The sequence below is a fragment of the Rhizobium acaciae genome, assembly GCF_025941625.1.
Classification (GTDB): domain Bacteria; phylum Pseudomonadota; class Alphaproteobacteria; order Rhizobiales; family Rhizobiaceae; genus Rhizobium; species Rhizobium acaciae.
The window spans coordinates 44,515-61,478 of the sequence record NZ_JAPCZO010000009.1 but is presented as its reverse complement, the minus strand read 5'-3'; the positions used below and the strand labels follow the sequence as shown (position 1 = coordinate 61,478).

General features: G+C 61.8%; 15 protein-coding genes. 13 read left to right on the top strand and 2 right to left on the bottom strand.

Annotated features, from left to right (window positions below):
- Positions 1-43 precede the first annotated feature (43 nt).
- The 13 genes from argE to OLZ32_RS15815 all read left to right on the top strand — a co-directional run bounded on the left by argE (position 44) and on the right by OLZ32_RS15815 (position 14,871).
- Entirely contained in the window at positions 44-1,165 is a 1,122-nt protein-coding gene (argE, locus tag OLZ32_RS15870) for an acetylornithine deacetylase (protein ID WP_264397197.1), read from the top strand.
- A gap of 24 nt (positions 1,166-1,189) precedes the next feature.
- Positions 1,190-2,113, top strand: a complete 924-nt coding sequence (locus tag OLZ32_RS15865) for a 2-hydroxyacid dehydrogenase (RefSeq protein WP_264421780.1) — start codon at positions 1,190-1,192, stop codon at positions 2,111-2,113.
- A 25-nt stretch (positions 2,114-2,138) separates the two neighbouring features.
- The gene (locus OLZ32_RS15860; protein ID WP_164026082.1) at positions 2,139-2,492 is read left to right on the top strand and encodes a cupin domain-containing protein; all 354 of its coding nucleotides are present in this window, start codon (positions 2,139-2,141) and stop codon (positions 2,490-2,492) included.
- Between the two features lie 129 nt (positions 2,493-2,621).
- Positions 2,622-4,085 carry an aldehyde dehydrogenase family protein gene (locus OLZ32_RS15855; protein WP_264421777.1) on the top strand — a complete coding sequence of 488 codons (1,464 nt, stop codon included), beginning with the start codon at positions 2,622-2,624 and terminating at the stop codon, positions 4,083-4,085.
- Positions 4,086-4,094: 9 nt separating this feature from the next.
- Positions 4,095-5,138, top strand: a complete 1,044-nt coding sequence (locus OLZ32_RS15850; RefSeq protein ID WP_264421775.1) for a tartrate dehydrogenase — start codon at positions 4,095-4,097, stop codon at positions 5,136-5,138.
- A gap of 15 nt (positions 5,139-5,153) precedes the next feature.
- Positions 5,154-6,611: an NAD-dependent succinate-semialdehyde dehydrogenase gene (locus OLZ32_RS15845; RefSeq protein WP_264397192.1), complete on the top strand. Its 1,458-nt coding sequence runs from the start codon at positions 5,154-5,156 to the stop codon at positions 6,609-6,611.
- Between the two features lie 226 nt (positions 6,612-6,837).
- Positions 6,838-8,793: an SARP family transcriptional regulator gene (locus tag OLZ32_RS15840; protein ID WP_264397191.1), complete on the top strand. Its 1,956-nt coding sequence runs from the start codon at positions 6,838-6,840 to the stop codon at positions 8,791-8,793.
- A gap of 41 nt (positions 8,794-8,834) precedes the next feature.
- Entirely contained in the window at positions 8,835-9,866 is a 1,032-nt protein-coding gene (locus tag OLZ32_RS15835; protein WP_264397190.1) for a phosphatase PAP2 family protein, read from the top strand.
- Positions 9,867-9,899: 33 nt separating this feature from the next.
- Complete coding sequence (locus tag OLZ32_RS15830; RefSeq protein WP_264397189.1) at positions 9,900-11,594, top strand: S8 family serine peptidase; 1,695 nt, start codon at positions 9,900-9,902, stop codon at positions 11,592-11,594.
- A gap of 104 nt (positions 11,595-11,698) precedes the next feature.
- Positions 11,699-13,282, top strand: coding sequence for an aKG-HExxH-type peptide beta-hydroxylase (locus OLZ32_RS15825; protein WP_319641112.1), 1,584 nt, complete (start codon positions 11,699-11,701; stop codon positions 13,280-13,282).
- Complete coding sequence (locus tag OLZ32_RS15820) at positions 13,279-14,223, top strand: ThiF family adenylyltransferase (protein ID WP_319641114.1); 945 nt, start codon at positions 13,279-13,281, stop codon at positions 14,221-14,223. The genes OLZ32_RS15825 and OLZ32_RS15820 overlap by 4 nt, the downstream gene beginning before the upstream one ends.
- Before the next feature lie 9 nt (positions 14,224-14,232).
- A complete protein-coding gene (locus tag OLZ32_RS39230; protein ID WP_003549783.1) occupies positions 14,233-14,454 on the top strand; it encodes a hypothetical protein in 222 nt (73 codons plus the stop codon).
- A gap of 111 nt (positions 14,455-14,565) precedes the next feature.
- On the top strand, positions 14,566-14,871 hold the full coding sequence (locus OLZ32_RS15815) for a DUF982 domain-containing protein (protein WP_003549782.1): 306 nt from the start codon (positions 14,566-14,568) through the stop codon (positions 14,869-14,871).
- A gap of 44 nt (positions 14,872-14,915) precedes the next feature.
- Here the strand turns inward: OLZ32_RS15815 and OLZ32_RS15810 are convergent, their stop codons facing one another.
- Together OLZ32_RS15810 and OLZ32_RS15805 are read right to left on the bottom strand one after the other, a co-directional pair.
- Positions 14,916-16,190 carry an NAD(P)/FAD-dependent oxidoreductase gene (locus OLZ32_RS15810; RefSeq protein ID WP_264397186.1) on the bottom strand — a complete coding sequence of 425 codons (1,275 nt, stop codon included), beginning with the start codon at positions 16,188-16,190 and terminating at the stop codon, positions 14,916-14,918.
- Positions 16,191-16,203: 13 nt separating this feature from the next.
- Positions 16,204-16,872: a haloacid dehalogenase type II gene (locus tag OLZ32_RS15805; RefSeq protein ID WP_264397185.1), complete on the bottom strand. Its 669-nt coding sequence runs from the start codon at positions 16,870-16,872 to the stop codon at positions 16,204-16,206.
- Positions 16,873-16,964 lie beyond the last annotated feature (92 nt).

Below are 16,964 nucleotides of genomic sequence, written 5' to 3'. Positions count from 1 at the left end.
TTGTCGTTTCCGTCGGCGGCAGGGCATGCTTGTGAGGTCGCAGATGCAGGCCATTGAAGTTCTCGAAAGGCTCATTGGCTTCCCCTCCGTCGTTGGCACGCCGAACGGCGAGATCGTCGCATGGATCCGGCACTATCTGCAAAGCCACGGCGCTATCGTCACGGAGCTTCCCGGCCCGGAGGGCGATCGGTCGAACCTCTTCGCTACGATCGGCCCGAAGGAAACGCCGGGCTATATTCTCTCAGGCCATATGGACGTGGTCCCCGCCGCCGAAAGCGGCTGGACCAGCGACCCTTTCCGCTTGCGGGCCGAAGCGGACCGCCTTTACGGTCGCGGCACCACGGACATGAAGGGTTTCCTGGCCGCGGTTCTCGCGGCCATTCCGGCGCTGGCGGAAACACCGCTTCGCCGCCCCGTCCACCTTGCCTTTTCCTATGACGAAGAGGCCGGCTGCCGCGGCGTGCCGCACATGATCGCCCGCCTGCCGGAGCTCTGCGCAACTCCGCTTGGCGCGATCATCGGCGAGCCGAGCGGCATGCGGGCGATCCGCGCCCACAAAGGCAAGGCCGCGGCCCGTCTGACCGTCAAGGGCCGGTCCGGCCACTCCTCGCGCCCGGACCAGGGACTGAACGCAATCCATGCCATTACCGACGTCCTGGCTTGCGCTCGCGCCGAAGCCGAACGGCTCACGCGCGGCCCTTTCGAGCATGTTTTCGAACCGCCCTACTCCTCGCTTCAGGTCGGCACGCTGAAGGGCGGCCAGGCGGTCAACATCATTCCCGACAGTTGCGAGGCCGAGTTCGAAGCGCGGGCTATTTCCGGCGTCGATCCGATCACGCTGCTGGCTCCACTGCGAGCAGCGGCCGAGGGACTATCGCAGCTTGGCTTTCAGGTGGAATGGCGCGAACTCAGCGCCTATCCGGCGCTTTCGCTGGCCGCCGATGCGCCGCTTGCAGCGCTGCTCGGCGAACTGACCGGCATCGAGCCGCTCGCCGCCGTCAGCTACGGCACCGAGGCCGGGCTTTTCCAGCGCGCCGGCATCGATGCGATCATCTGCGGACCGGGCGACATCGGCCGCGCCCACAAGCCGGACGAATTCATCCTCGCCGGCGAACTGCTCGCCTGCCAGGCGATGGTCGAGGCGCTTGGCCGCCGTTGCGCCTGATGACATGATCGAGGAACCGACGTCATGACCTTTCTCTTCAATTCGGATGCGAAACGTGGCGCCATATTCGCCGAAGCCTTCGCGCGCGAACTGCCCGACATTGCTTTTTCCATGGATCCCCAGTCGGTCGAACCGGACGCCGTGCGCTACCTGATCACCTGGACCGTACCGGAGGATCTCGCGCGCTATCGCAATCTCGAAATCCTGTTTTCGATCGGCGCCGGCATCGACCAGTTCCATATCGATGCGGTGCCGGCGTCGGTGAAGGTGGTGCGCATGGTCGAGGACGGCATCGTCAGGATGATGCAGGAATATGTGACGCTGGCGGTGCTTGCGCTGCATCGCGACATGCCGACCTATCTCGACCAGCAGCGGCGCCGGACCTGGCGGACGATCGCGTCTAGGCAGGCCTCGGAACGCCGCATCGGCGTGCTCGGCCTCGGCATGCTTGGGAGCGCCGTGCTCGAACGTTTGCAGCCCTTCGGCTTTCCGCTTTCGGGATGGAGCCGCAGCCCGCGCGAGATCGACGGCGTCCGATGCCTGAGCGGCCGGGACGGCCTCGATATTCTGCTTGCAACCACCGACATTCTCGTCTGCCTGCTGCCGCTGACGGACGAAACGCGCGGCTTCCTGAATGCCGAGCTTTTCGCCGGACTGCCGGCCGGCGCAGCACTCATCCATGTCGGCCGCGGCGCTCAGCTCGACCATCAGGCGCTCATTGACGCGCTCGACGCCGGGCATCTCTCCGGCGCCGTCGTCGACGTTACCGATCCGGAGCCGCTGCCTCAGGACCACGCCTTCTGGAACCATCCGAAGATCCTGCTGACGCCGCACATTGCGAGCGTCACCCAGCCTGAAACCGCCGCGGCGGCCGTCATCGGCAACATCAAACGGCACCAGGCGGGCCTCGATCCGATCGGCTTGGTCGATCGCAACCGTGGCTACTGAGTTCTCAACCTAGGAAAGTAAAATCATGTCCCTCCTCAAGACGATCGACACCAACCCATCCTTCGCGCCGCGCGAATCCGGGCCCCTCCCCGAACGGCTGATCTCGGGCAGTCCTGCCTTCAAGACCTGGGCGCAGGACGTCGCGCGCGGCGAGACGGTTCATAGCGGCGTCTGGGAAGCAACACCCGGCGAGACGCGCTCGATCAAGGGCGAGACGTTCGAATTCTGCCATATCCTTTCCGGCCTGGTCGAACTCACGCCGGAAGGCGGCGAACCGGTGGTCTACAAGGCCGGCGACAGCTTCGTCATGAAGCCGGGCTTCGTTGGTGTCTGGAAGACGATCGAGACGGTGCGCAAGATCTACGTCACCGTGTCGTGATGCCGACGCCGTAGATTTGACTGTGGCGGCGGCGAAAACGCAATTTTTCGCCGCTGCGGCATCGCCGGTCGACGCATGCTGCTCGCCTTCCCCAGTTAGGCTTGTCTCAGCCCATCCCGAGGACATGCGATGACACTCAGCTTCGATCCGAACACGATTTCCCTGCCCGTCGGACATTTCATCGGCGGCCGGCTGGTTCCGGCCGAAGCCGTCATCGACATGCACCGTCCATCCGACGGCAAGGCCTATGCCGGCTGCCCGCTGGCCGACGAGACGCTTGTCGATCACGCCGTCGAAACCGCCAGGACCGCGTTGAAGACGAGCAATTGGGGTGGCGTACGACCACGCGAGCGCACCGTGGCGCTGCACCGATGGGCGGACTTGATCGAAGCCGAGGGGGAGACCCTCGCCAGGCTCGAAGCGCTTTCCTCGACACGGCCCGTCGGTCATCTCGTCGCCGGCGATATCGCCGTCACCGCTGAGCAAATCCGCTTCTTTGCCGAATTCGCTGACAAGGAAGGCGGCGACCTCGTCCCGACAGACGATGCGAACTTCGGCATGATCATGACGGAACCTTATGGCGTCGTCGGCGCCATCACACCCTGGAATTTTCCCTTATCCATGGCCGGCTGGAAGCTCGGCCCGGCGCTGGCGGCGGGCAATGCGGTGGTGCTGAAGCCATCGGAAATGACACCGTTTTCGACGCTCTATCTCGCCGAACTTTCGGTGCGAGCCGGCCTGCCGGCCGGTCTCGTCAACATCGTGCTCGGCGACGGCCCGACCACGGGAAACGCGATCACCGGACATCCCGGCATCTCCAAGGTCAGTTTCACCGGCTCGACCGCGGCCGGCTCGGCGATCATGACCAACATCGCCCGCACCGGCGTCAAGCCGATGACGCTGGAACTCGGCGGCAAGAGCCCGCAACTGGTCTTCGCCGATGCCGATCTCGAGCTTGCGGCGGGCGCAATCGCCGGCAGCATCCTCTCCAACGCCGGTCAGGCCTGTGTTTGCGGATCCCGCCTCATCGTCGAGGCGAAGGTGGCGGACGCGCTCGCAGCCGCACTTATCGAGAGGCTGGCGGCCATCCGCCCCGGCCCCACCTGGGACGAGGCGACCGATTATTCGCCGGTCATCTCCGAACGCCAGATCGCCCGCATGGACGACATCATCCGTGCCGCGATCGACGGTGGCGCCGAATGCCTTACCGGCGGCCGCCGGCTCGACCGCGAAGGTTATTTCTACGCACCGACCCTGATTTCGGGCGTGACGGCAACATCGCCGGCGGTTCTCGAGGAGATCTTCGGACCGGTGCTGACCATTCAGACCTTCGAGGACGAGGAGGAGGCGCTGAGCCTCGCCGACCATCCGGCCTATGGGCTTGCCGCCGGCCTCTTCACCCGCGACCTCTCACGCGCCATCCGCGTGACTCGCCGCCTGCAGGCCGGCACCGTCTGGGTCAACCGCTACGGCCGCTCGCGCGACCATATCCTGCCGACCGGCGGCTACAAGCAGTCCGGCATCGGCAAGGATCTCGGCCGCGACGCCTATCTCGCCAACCGCAAGAGCAAGAGTGTGCTCATCAGCCTGTGAGGATCTGCGATGAAAACCTACAAAATCGCCCTTCTGCCCGGAGACGGCATCGGCCGCGACGTGACGGCAGCGGCCTGGGCCGTGCTTGAAAAGGCAGCTCGCCTGAACGGATTTTCTCTTGATACAACCAGCTATCCCTGGTCCTGCGACTACTATCTGGAGAATGGCAGCATGATGCCCGCCGATGGCATCGAAACGCTCAGATCCTTCGACGCCATCCTGCTCGGCGCCGTCGGCTGGCCTCGCAAAGTGCCGGATTCCGTGTCGCTGCACGGGCTTCTGCTGCCGATCCGCAAGGCTTTCGTGCAATATGCCAATATTCGCCCGCACCGGCTGCTGCCGGGTGTGCAGGGGCCGTTGCGATCCGATGGCTTCGACATCCTCTGCATCCGTGAAAATACCGAGGGCGAATATTCCGGCGCCGGTGGCCGCGTCCACCAGGGCACCGATAATGAGGTGGCTGTGGAGACCTCGATCTTCACCCGCAAGGGGGTTGAGCGCATTCTGCGCTTCGGCTTCGAGCAGGCGCTGACACGACGCGGCAAGCTTGCCTCGGTGACGAAGTCCAACGCCCAGAAATATTCGATGGTCTTCTGGGACGAGATCACCCAGAGGCTTTCAGCGGAATATCCGGATGTCGAGGTGACCAGCTACCATATCGACGCCATGGCTGCCCGCATGGTCTTGGCGCCGGATAGTCTCGACGTCGTGGTCGCCTCCAACCTGTTCGGCGATATCCTGACCGACCTCGGCGCCGCCATCCAGGGCGGGCTCGGCTTTGCCGCCTCCGCCAATATCAATCCCGATCGCTCGGCGCCATCGATGTTCGAACCGGTCCACGGCTCGGCGCCCGATATCGCCGATCTCGGCATCGCCAATCCGATCGCCGCCATCTGGTCGGGCGCAATGATGCTGGAGCATCTCGGAGAAAAGGCTGCCGCCGCAAGGGTGATGGCATCAATCGAAGCGACGACGGCGCGCGGCATCGGCGCAATTCCCGGCAAGGACAAGACCGACGCCATCACGGCATCGGTGCTTTCGGCACTTGGCTGATCAATGGAGAACAGAATGAACGGATTAAGGGACAACAGCCTGCTTCGCCAGCAGGGGCTGATCGACGGAGAATGGCGGGGGGCCGCGGCCGGGCACACGATCGAGGTGATCGATCCGGCGACCCAGCATGTGCTGGGCACGGTACCCGACATGGACGGAGCCGATACGAGGGCGGCAATCGTGGCGGCGGAAAAGGCCTTTGGTCCATGGCGCGCAAAGACCAATGCCGAACGCGGCGCGTTGCTGGAAGCCTGGCATGATCTGATGCTCGACAATATCGAGGATCTGGCGCTGATCCTCACTCGTGAGCAGGGCAAGCCGCTGACGGAAGCGCGCGGCGAAATCCGCTACGGCGCCTCGTTCATCAAATGGTTTTCCGAGGAGGCGCGCCGCATCGGCGGAACGACCATTCCCTCGCCGACGGCGGATCGGCGGATCGTCGTTCTGAAGGAGCCCGTCGGCGTATCGGCGATCATCACGCCGTGGAATTTTCCGAATGCGATGATCACCCGCAAGGTCGGGCCGGCGCTCGCCGCAGGCTGCACCGTCGTCGTCAAGCCATCGGACCTGACCCCCTTTTCGGCGCTGGCGCTCGGCGTATTGGCGGAGCGCGCCGGCATCCCCAAGGGGGTGATCAATATCGTCACCGGCATGCCGACCGGCATCGGCGACGAACTTATGGCGAACCAGACCGTCCGCAAGATCTCTTTCACCGGTTCGACCCGCGTCGGCTCGCTGCTCATGCGCGGCGCGGCCGACAGCGTCAAGCGGCTCAGCCTCGAACTCGGCGGCAACGCGCCCTTCATCGTCTTTGACGATGCCGATCTCGATCTGGCCGTGGAAGGCGCGATCGCCTCGAAATTCCGCAATGGCGGGCAGACCTGCGTCTGCGCCAACCGGCTTCTCGTCCAGTCCGGCGTCTACGAGGCCTTCGCCGCTAAACTTTCCGCGCGCGTATCGGCCATGAAGGTCGGGGCCGGCACGGATGCCGGCACCGATATCGGGCCGATGATCAACAAGGCGGCGATCGAGAAGATCAAGCGTCATGTCGACGATGCGGTGGAAAAGGGAGCGAGGATCCTCGCCACCGCAGATTCCGTGCCTGAAGGCAATCAATATGCGGTGCCAATGGTGCTTGGCGGTGCGACGACCGAGATGCAGCTCGCCAGCGAAGAGACGTTCGGACCCGTTGCCCCGCTTTTCCGTTTCGACAACGAGGAAGAGGCGATCCGCATCGCCAACGCCACGCCCTTCGGGCTTGCGGCCTATTTCTACACCGGGAGCCTGAAACGCTCCTGGCGTGTCGCCGAAGCGCTCGAATTCGGGATGGTCGGCCTGAACACAGGGGCGATCTCGACCGAGGTCGCTCCCTTCGGCGGCGTCAAACAATCCGGTCTTGGCCGGGAGGGCGCGCAGTGCGGCATCGAGGAATATCTCGAGATGAAGAGCTTCCACATCGGCGGGCTCGCCTAACTACAGGAAAACAAAAGAGCGCCGGGACATCATCCCGGCGCTGGATGATCGGAGCGACTGTCGATGCTCCTGCTGGAGCAACTCCGACACGTCGTTTTAAGTACTCCGCAGCCTTTGGCGGATGCCTGCAGAATTACGGTGCCCAAACAACATTTCTTTGACGCTGCTTTGACGGCAGGATGCTACGGCCGGTTTGCGAAGTTACGCAGAGGGATTTCAACCGGTTATGCTTCAGTTCGATCATCGTCATAGCATAGATTTACATCTCGCAATCCCGGTTTCCCTTCCCGGTTGCTTGCCAGGAGCCGAAGTTGTGGCAGACTGGCCCCTGGATGCTAGGTCTTCCGGCCGCCAAACGAGCGTATCGGAGGCAGCGGGGGCGGGGCCGGTGGATCGCATGAACAAGGAGCACTATCCGTTTCGGATGTTCCTGCTAGGGCCTTTTGCCCTTGTGGACGCCGGGGGGCGGTCTGTTGCTCCGAAATCCAAAAAGGCACAGGCTCTTCTGGCGATGCTTGCATTGTCCACCCGGGGCTCGCGCTCGAGAATCTGGCTTAGGGACAAGTTATGGAGCGATCGCTCCGACGACCAGGCGGCAGCCAGTCTACGCCAGGCGCTTTTGGACATTCATAAGAGTCTGGGGCCGGCACGTAATCTCTTGATTGCGGATAAGAATACCGTTTGGCTGGATACGGACCGACTCCTGCTCGATACCGACCTGGTGATTCGGACGGAGCGGTCTCCGGATCAAGTCACCGACGAATTGCTCGAAGGCATCGACATCCGCGATCCCGAATTCGAGGACTGGTTGGCGCTGGAACGGCAAAACTGGTATCGCCGCCTCGATGAAGGACAAGTCCACGACCTCTTCGAGCCGCGACAGCAACCGAGCCGCGATATCGCCAAACATTCCGCCCTGCTGCCGTTAACAGGCGCCCCGGATACGTCGAGAACAGGCAAACCCGTGGACATCGCCAGCAGCGGCCCAGATGGGCGGCGGGTTGGCGGTGGTTGGCAATGGATGATGGCTCTTCTGTCCCCCATCGTGGTGGGTGCCGGAGAGGGCGGACAAATTGCTGCGACACGGTTCCAGAACCTCGTTGCAAAAGCCATCATCGATGGGCTGGGCTTTGGCGTCACCGACCTCTCCTTCACCTTGCCGCATATTGAAGAGAACGAACAGCAGATCAGCCTTCCCATATGCCTACAGCTTCGCCTGACGTTTGATGGTGACATGGTGCTGATCGAGCTGGTGATGAAGCACCTGATCAACAACCGCATTCATTGGCTGGGCAGTCAGGCAATCAACCGCACGCAGTTCGAGCGGGGCGAGTTCGGCATCGCCGCTGCGCTGATCAGCCAGGCCGTCGACCAGCTGGCCTATTTCCAGGAGATCCAGGCAACCGACAGCCGATTGTCGCAAGACGGTCTCCTGATCGACGCCGTCAGTGCGATCTTTCGGCTGTCGCGCGACGACCTCGATAACGCGGAACGGCGGCTGGAAGAACAGATCCAGTATCAGCCGCGATCATCGACTTTTGCCTGGCTGTCATTCATTCGGACTTTCCAGGTCGGCCAGCGCTTCAACGCGCTGGACGCGCATCTGATCGAGGAAGCCCAGGCCTATGCACGCAAGGCGCTGGAACTCGATCCGCAGAATTCCGTGTCGCTCGCGCTCGTCGGCCACGTTCATTCGTTCCTGTTCGGCGAATACGACTATGCGGCCAACCTGTTCGAAAAATCGATCCGCCTGAATCCGGCCCTGCCGCTCGGTTGGGACCTCTACGCGATGCTGCACTGCTATGCAGGCCAGCCCGACAAGGCGGTGGCGATGGCGCGTTGGGTACAAGAGCTCGGCGTCTACAGCCCGCATAAATATTACTTCGATACGACCAAATGCATTGCGGCAGCGCTTGCAGGCGACCATGCCGCAGCCATAACTGCAGGCGAAGAAGCCTTGCGGGCACGGCCGAACTTCAACAGCCTGCTACGCTATCTTGCCTCCAGTCATGCCCATTCCAACGATCTCGGCGGCGCGCGGCATTACCTGCAGCGTCTTGAGGCAGTCGAGGGCGGCTTCTCCATTAACGACTTCCGCGGCAGCGGCTATCCGCTGCTCGACACAGGCGGCGGCCAGATCTTGATCGACGGCCTGCTCAAGGCCGGCGCCAAGCTGCGCTGAACCCCGGACAATTCTTCACATCATCGCGCAAGGAGGCTGCAATGGAAGCGGACACTGCCCACGAATCGCAATCAAAATTAGTTTTATTTCTAAACAGTTATAAATTCAGGATTGAGCCGGATACGGTCCTTCCATGCGAACCGAGGGACGATGCCGGTGCTGATCCTCTCGCCGGTGCGTCGCCGGCTGAACCTGATGCAGCCTCCGAACTTGCGCTTTTCCCCGGCACGGGTGAAGACGCATCGCCTTTGGCCGGGCCGATGATGGCGACGATGGCCGTAGCCTCGGTCCTCACGAGCGTGGCGAACAAGTCGGTGCTCAACAAGGCGTCGTTGAACAAAAACAAGAACAAAAATAAGAACAAGAACAAAAACAAGAACAAGTCGACGATGGACGGCGCCAGCCTCGGCGTGTCGCAGCTTATCCCCTCCTTCGAGCTGCGCCGGCTGCACCAGCAGCCGTCACGCAACGCCTATACCGCGGCTCGGCGCTTCACCTGGGAAATGCTGGATATACTTCCGCCGCCCGGCCCGGATTATACCCGCCTCGAAACGACGGTGCTGCTCTCTATGCAACGCCGCGACCGCGAACGCGTGCGGCGCCTGCCCGACATCCAAATCGAGTCGACGATCTCGGTCGGGGAATTTACCCGGGCATTGCATATCGAGGATCTCGGCGGTTTCGAGCAGACGGAAGGGCTTTTCCAGGCGATCCTGACGGCCTGCGAATATGTCGGACTGATCTACAAGAGCCAGTTCAACCGGCTGCGGCCAAACCAGTTCGAGCCCATGCTGCGGCCGTTGCTGGCCGTGCCGGTCCACGAGTCCTATCCCAGCAACCATTCGTTCCAGTGCTTTTCGATCGCCTTTGCGTTCTCGACGATCCTGCCGGAACATCCGGCCACCGACGAGCTTGCCCGCATCGCCCAGAACGTCGCCGAAAATCGCGAATGGGCCGGCCTGCACTATCCGAGCGACACGCAGGCAGGGCGAGATCTCGCCCGACGCTTCGCTCCCTACCTCCACGACGCGTTTGGTCCTCTGTTCCAGGCCGTACACGACGAATGGGTCTGAATTCTCCAACCGCTGCTCAATAGGGTTACAACCATGACGGATCAAACAAAAATGCCTGAGCCCGCGCCGATCAACTACTACTATCTCTGGCACCTGACTGCTCTTGGCGTAGTCGACGCGGAGTACGGATCGGCTCCGCCGATGCCTCCAGCGCCCGATGCGAGCGCCGCACGCGCGCTCCCCGATCCCCTCATCACCGGCACGGTCTGGGATGCCATCGTTTCCGCCGGCCCGTTGCGGCCGGCACGGGTCGCGCTGATCGATGTCGGCGTATCTCCGGATCATCCCAATCTGGCAACCCGGCTTGACCGGGAGGCGTCAATCGATTTGACGACCCATCGTTACGGCGCCCGCGTGCTCGAAATTCTCGATACGACCACGTCCTTTGACCGCGAGGAAAGACATGCCTTCTTTGCCGGGCTCGACATTGCTCCGCTCGGCAATATGGGCCTTTCGAACGACGATCGGGACTATCTTGGTGATCTGGTTGCCGAATACGCCGCGTCGGAGGGTGTCCTCCGGCGGCTCTACAATCCGGAATCGCTGTTTGCGTCGCATGGTACCTGCTGCGCAGGGCTGATCGTCGGCGAACCCGCCGTTGTTGCGGAAGAGGGCACCTCAAGCCTTCCGCCGGAAGGAGCCTTCTACGGGAATGGCGACGAGCTGCGGACGAGCGGCAATCGCAATGTCATCCCCTATTTCGGCGTTGACCCTTTCTCAAGGCTTATCTCGATCAGAACATCCTTCGAAGACGATGTCAGGCAGTTCATTGCGGCCTTCCTTTATGCCTATCTTCAGAAAGCAGACGTGATCGTCTTGCCGCGCGGTCTGCCTGACCCGAAACACAGCATCGTTGATCCGAAGAACGAGCTGAAGGCCGACCTGGAATTGTGGAAAAACCAGGATGCCGCCAACCTGTTCACGCGCATTGCCCTTGCTGATCAGGGTGGGCCTGAACTGGAGCCGAAGGCTGCGCAGAAAGGCTCCAATCCGGATCGCCCATGGCATGTCCTCAAACAACTCATCCTCGCCATCAGCCGGCACATCCCGATCGTCTGCGCCGCAGGAAACAGTGGCGAGAGCCAGCTGATCTATCCGGCAAGTCTTGCCGCCGACAACAACGGCGTCATTGCAGTTGGAGCCGTTACCGTCGAAGGTTTCCGTTCGGGCTACAGCAATTACGGCGAAGGATTGACGGTTGTCTCCCCCTCCGACGACGGGGAAGTCTTCAACAGGCATCAGTTGCGCCTCGACCGGCTTTCTCCATTTGCCGCACAGCACGACCACAGCGTTTTTCGAACGCGGGAATACTGCTATTCGCACTTCTCGCTGCTGACGACGGACCTATCGGGGATTTTCGGCTATGATCATGGCTCCGATCCGTGGTCGGCCGTCGTGCCGTTCGGAACCAATCCCGGCATCGGGGGCGGATACTACACCACCTTCGGAGGCACATCAGGCGCGGCGGCGCAGGTGGGCGGGCTATGTGCCCTGATACAGCGGGCCTACAAAAGCCGCCACAATCTGGGTGACCGCCTCTCGGGTCCTCAAGTGAAATCGATTCTGAAGACCACATCCCGCCTGGACGCCATTGTCGCGCCCGGAACGAGGAAATTGACGGCGGATTGCATGAACGCCGAAAACGAGGACGCTGTCGAGATGGCCTATTTCTTTGGATCGGGCCTGCCAAATGCGCGGGCGGCGGTACAGGCAGCTCTGGCCATCTGAAGCCCGGGGATGCTTTTCGAAAGATTCCAAGCCTCCTCTATCGAGGGGGCTTTTTCTTTGTTTACGCCCTTTTTACGGATTTTTAACGCGGTACTGGCGGGCGAATGACGCCCTTGGGCAATAGTGCCTTTCAACGGACGGCACATACCGTTCCGATGCTCGACGAAGCCGGCCCGAACCGGGGCATCTTCGCCCGACATGCAACCTTGATCCGCCCGAAGACAAACTCACGGAGGCTGCCGATGTCCGCGTCCCGCATACAACAGTTGGCAGATGAGGCGCGCCTCCTGCTCAAGCGCAATCCTCTGATGGCAAGTTCCGTCTCCCTGCAGCGCGTGGCAACACGCAACCTCTTGAAGCGACGCTTCCAATATGGCCGCACGCTTGCGGCGGCTTCGAAGCTCGCCGGTTGTTCGGCTGGGGTAGAGGCACTGGCAGGTTATTTCCCCGACCTTGCACATGGCGGATACACTCGCCTGCCGGAGCTTCCGCCAGCGGTTGCCGGACCGGTCGGTGCCGACCCTTACCGTTCATCCGTACTTGCAGCCTGGATGGGTGCGCTCGCGCGCAGTCTGGAATGGCAGGCAGCCCGTCCCGATGTGCAGGTCGTCGGCCGCTATCTGCAGCCGGATCTGATCGCATCGGATCTTGAACTCGAACGTCAGACAGCGTGCCGGCTCTCTTGCGGCATCGGCCTTGTGCACATCGAAAGTCCGGCGCGAAGCCGTATCATGCAAGCCCTCCTCCGCCAATGCATGCCGGACTATCCCCGGCCCGGCTATCCGATCACCGACGATGCGGAATTGGATCGAATCGCCGACCATCTGGAGAAGGCCTTCGCATTGATCGCGGACTTGGACGAGTACGGCCATCAGCGTCTGATCGCCGGCCTGCACACGCTTTACGTTGGCGTGCGGCGCGAACCGCAGTGCTCCTTTTCGAGTTCGAACGAATTGCCGGGCAGCGCGCTCATCGTCCTTTCCAGAGAGAGATTGCGCGCCGGCGATCATGCCGCGACAGCGGCCCAACTGCTTCATGAGGTGGGGAATATCCTGCTCGGGTTCTATACGACCTCGGCGGCGGCATCCCTGCCCGGCGAGTTCCAATATGTTTCCCCATACAAGAAGGACTTACAGACGCTCGAGAGCATCCTGCATACGGCCTACACCATTCCCTGGGAGTGCGCCTTGCGCATGGCATGCCTATCCACCGAGGCGGATCCTGAGCGCCGCGCCCGGAAAGCGGCATTCATAATCGCCTATGCCGCGCGGCAAGTCCCGCTTGTCGACATCGCTCGGAAAGGAATCGAACGTCTCGGCGGCGATGTCCTCCTCGACCTCCCAGACATCGCCGCCATTCCTTCCTGGAGCAGTCGGATCTTGTTCCTCGTCAGCCAGTTGCTTGCCGAAGAACCCATTGCGCACCGGCAGGCGCATCTTGCCGAGCGCCAGCGAGTTCTCGATCGCCAAGCCTGGGATATCGGACAGATGCTGCTGCGCGGCAAGGAGCCGATCGATCCTCGGATGGGCCGGCGAGAGATCGATGACAGCGGCGACAATGTCAGCCTCTGGTACGACGGCAAATTCCACGTGATTGTGAAGACCCCCGACCATGCGATGGGCGAGGATTACGGTCACTACGCCGCGACGATCCGCGCAGTTGCGCCCAGCGAGATGGAGGCGATGTGATGGTCAATGATCGGTCCAAACGATTGTCAGCGACCGCCACGGCGTCCGTCGACTTCCCAAACCTCGTCACCCACAGCCTTGGGCGGGGCGGCCGGGGGGCTCTGTTCACCGGCAATAGTGCCGATTCTGTCGAGGAACAGAGCCCCCATGTTACCCGGTCTGCATTCGTCGTCTCGTTGAAGGCTTCCGATATGCCGGCGGAGGACGAATATGACTCCGCCGCAATCGATCACCACGACGCCATCCTGACGCCTCTCCATCGGCAACGCGACATCGCACGGTTTGGCGATATCGACTTCGTCATCATCGGATGCGGCGGCTTGGGCTCACAGATCGCCATCCAGCTTGCGGCCCTCGGCGCGCGCCATTTCCTTCTCGTGGATGCGGATCGTATCGATGAGAACGATTTGAACCGTCTCCCATGGGCAAGCGAGGCTGATGTCGGCTGGCTGAAAACGGACAGGCTGGCGACCCATCTGGCCGCGGGTTTCTCGGCCAATGTCTTCGTGCTGCCCGAATTTGCTGAAGGCGCCTCGGCGCTGCGGTTAATCGCAGACTACGCTAATAACCCGTTCTTCATCCTCGCCGGCGACGATTCTCGTCCAGCCCAAGATCTCCTGTCGGCCTGCCGAGCATTGAAAGCCGGCCTGCCGCCGCATCTGCATGTCGGCCGCTCGGCAAACTATTGCATGGCAGGTCCTTTGGTCTTGGTGCATGAGGACGCATGTTCCGTCTGCCATTGCGCCACCCAAGTCGCAACCGACGACAGCTTTCGCACCCCGCCGGCCACCGTCGACAACCCATTGGTCGCCGGCCTTGCCGTGTCGCAGATCGCCCAAAACTGCCTTTCGAGACACTCGGTCGCCCGGGGACGCCAATGGATATTGGACCTCAAAGGCGATCAAGCCGAGCTGCGCTCTCTTAAAACACCCCGAATGTAAGGTATGTCCATGATCGCGCTATTTTCCTCGGAATATTGTTGCCCCGTTGGCGCAACTGCCGGAAAGAACGATGAGCTGACGATAACCGAAGCTCTTCGTGATCCACTAATCGCTATCGTCATGCGCGCGGATGGCGTGACCTCCGAAGAATTCAAGCGACTCCTTGAGGCGGCAGCCCGCGAGCTAAAAGCCAATCTAGCGAACTCCTCCTTCCCACCAACCGGAGGATAGGCACGTGATTGTCGAGATGACGCGGAAGATGGTTGACGAGCATGTGCGGCCAATCTCGGTCCGAACCATGGCCCGGCATTGGCACTGGCCGTCCCGCGGAGTTCAGGGGCAATGAGATTCGATATGGTGAGAAAGTTCCCAACGATAATTCTTGTTTTTGCCGAAGGGAAAGATCGCAAGGTGATCCGTACCGCTCACGAGGCTGCCCAACTGTTGCTGAAGGAATGGCCCACTGACGATGGTGAGGAATTCCTCACGGCGGTGAGAATCTGTTTGGAGGTCCTTACCGGAGAGAGCGAACCCGAGCAATTGCATGAGGCAATCGTCCGCGCGGCATATGAAGCGGGTATTGCAGCGATCACGACTGATAACCGCCTTGGGATTCTCAGGATCTATCCAGTCAGTGAGGCCAGATAGTTGAGCGCCGCGCAGGTGCTCATCCCAGTCCTACCTCCGGCCCGTTACTGGAAGCGATCGAGCGTCTTGTAATAGAGCCCGACGAGCGGCAGGAACCACGGCTTTCCAAAATGGCCGGGAACGGCCGGCCATTCGAGCCCCTTGATCGGATTACGGTCGACCTTGCCGAGGATGGCGTCGGCCATGATCATGCCGAGATGGGTGGAGAGCTGGGCGCCGTGGCCGGAATAGCCCATGGCATACCAGACACCATCGACATAGCCGGCGCGCGGATAGCGGTCCTTCGTCATGTCGACGAGCCCGCCCCAGCAATAGTCGATCTCGACGCCGGCAAGCTGCGGGAAGATTTCCGCCAGGCTGGCGCGCAGAATATCGCCGCTCCTCGCGTCCGAGCGCTGATCGGACGTGGCGGAAAACCGGGCGCGGCCGCCGAAGATCAGTCGCCTGTCCGGCGACAGCCGGAAATAATTGCCTATGTTCATCGACGTGACGCAGGTGCGGTTGCCCGGCATCGTAGCAGCGATTTCGCCGTCGGTCAGCGGACGGGTGGCGATGAGAAAGCTGCCGACGGAAACGATCCGGCGGCGGAAATAGTTAAAAAGCGAGGGCGTATAGGCGCCTGTCGCGACCAGCACGTGGTCTGCGGTGACGGTGCCCCGTTCGGTCGTCAGGCTGTGGCGACCGTTGCCCTGCCGGTGCGCGGTCACCGCCGCGCTTTCAAAGATGACGGCGCCATGACGGGTGGCCGCAGTGGCGAGCCCGGCGACATAACGGCCCATATGCATCATCGCGCTCTTCTTCGAGAGCATGGCGCCATGGAAGGGCGAGCCGACCTCGCTTTTCAGCTCACTCGCCGTCAGAAGCGCGGTGTCCGGATCGACCTCTTTGTGAACAGCCTCGAAATTGCGGGCAAGGGCATCGAAATGCTGCGGCTTGGAGGCAAGCTTCAGCTTGCCGGCGCGGCGGAAATTGCAGTCGATCCCCTCTTCGGCGATGATCGCCTCGATCGTGTCGATGGAATCGTCGAACGCCTTGTAGAGGGCGACGGCCCGCTCCACGCCGAGTGCTGATTTGGCGGACAGGAAACTGTGGGCGAGCCCGTTGTTGAGATGGCCGCCATTGCGCCCCGATGCTCCCCAGCCGACCCGTTCGGCCTCCAGCACGACGACCTTGACGCCCGTTTTCGCAAGCTGGCGCGCCGCGGCAAGCCCGGTAAAGCCGGCGCCGATGACGGCGACGTCGTAATGTCCTTCGACGGGGCCTTGGGCGCCGCCGGCAAAGGCTTGGGCCGTGTCGTGCCAGTAGGATTCGAATTGCATCCGCGTGTCTCCGTCAGAGCCCGACGACTCCAGGCAGGCCCGAGATGTCAGGGATTTCGACATAACCGTAGTAGGGATTGGCCGGCTCGTGGCCACGATTGACCCAAACCTTGTTCTTGATGCCGAGATCGTGGGCCGACATCAGGTCGTAGCGGAAGGAGGACGAGCAATGCAGCACGTCTTCCGGCCCGCAGCCCAGCATATCGAGCATATATTCAAAGCCCTTGAAGCGTGGCTTATAGGACTGAGCCTGCTCGGCGGTATAGACCGCATGGAAGGGCGCGCCCAGTTTTTCGACGTTCGACATGATCTGCGAATTCATGGCGTTGGAGAGGATGACCAAAGGGATTTCCTTGGCGACCTTGGCGAGACCGGCTGGAACATCCGAATGCGGCCCCCAGGTCGGAACCCGCTCATAGACCATCCGGGCGGCTTCATCGCGAAAGGTCACGCCGTTGCGCTTGCATGTCCGCTCGAGCGAATTGTGCACCACCTCGGCATAGGGTTTCCAGTCGCCCAGGATCTCGTCGAGCCGATAGGCGGCGAAATTCTTGATGAACTCCGCCATGCGTGGCTCGTCGAGCTCTTCGCCGTAGAGGTCGCGTGCCGCTTCCGCCATCTGAAAATTGGTCAGCGTGCCGTAGCAGTCGAAGGTGATGTATTTCGGACGGAACGTCGTCATCTGCGTATCCTTGAGCGATCGGAACTGTCACAATCATAGGCACCGCTTCACCCCCAGCTCGCCTGAATTGCCGCCATCGGAAGCAGAATCTA

Coding starts and splice junctions, on each gene's coding strand:
- argE (WP_264397197.1), top strand. CDS start 44: ATGCAGGCCATTGAAGTTCTCGAAAGGCTCATTGGCTTCCCCTCCGTC.
- OLZ32_RS15865 (WP_264421780.1), top strand. CDS start 1,190: ATGACCTTTCTCTTCAATTCGGATGCGAAACGTGGCGCCATATTCGCC.
- OLZ32_RS15860 (WP_164026082.1), top strand. CDS start 2,139: ATGTCCCTCCTCAAGACGATCGACACCAACCCATCCTTCGCGCCGCGC.
- OLZ32_RS15855 (WP_264421777.1), top strand. CDS start 2,622: ATGACACTCAGCTTCGATCCGAACACGATTTCCCTGCCCGTCGGACAT.
- OLZ32_RS15850 (WP_264421775.1), top strand. CDS start 4,095: ATGAAAACCTACAAAATCGCCCTTCTGCCCGGAGACGGCATCGGCCGC.
- OLZ32_RS15845 (WP_264397192.1), top strand. CDS start 5,154: ATGAACGGATTAAGGGACAACAGCCTGCTTCGCCAGCAGGGGCTGATC.
- OLZ32_RS15840 (WP_264397191.1), top strand. CDS start 6,838: ATGCTTCAGTTCGATCATCGTCATAGCATAGATTTACATCTCGCAATC.
- OLZ32_RS15835 (WP_264397190.1), top strand. CDS start 8,835: ATGGAAGCGGACACTGCCCACGAATCGCAATCAAAATTAGTTTTATTT.
- OLZ32_RS15830 (WP_264397189.1), top strand. CDS start 9,900: ATGACGGATCAAACAAAAATGCCTGAGCCCGCGCCGATCAACTACTAC.
- OLZ32_RS15825 (WP_319641112.1), top strand. CDS start 11,699: ATGACGCCCTTGGGCAATAGTGCCTTTCAACGGACGGCACATACCGTT.
- OLZ32_RS39230 (WP_003549783.1), top strand. CDS start 14,233: ATGATCGCGCTATTTTCCTCGGAATATTGTTGCCCCGTTGGCGCAACT.
- OLZ32_RS15815 (WP_003549782.1), top strand. CDS start 14,566: ATGAGATTCGATATGGTGAGAAAGTTCCCAACGATAATTCTTGTTTTT.
- OLZ32_RS15810 (WP_264397186.1), bottom strand. CDS start 16,190: ATGCAATTCGAATCCTACTGGCACGACACGGCCCAAGCCTTTGCCGGC.
- OLZ32_RS15805 (WP_264397185.1), bottom strand. CDS start 16,872: ATGACGACGTTCCGTCCGAAATACATCACCTTCGACTGCTACGGCACG.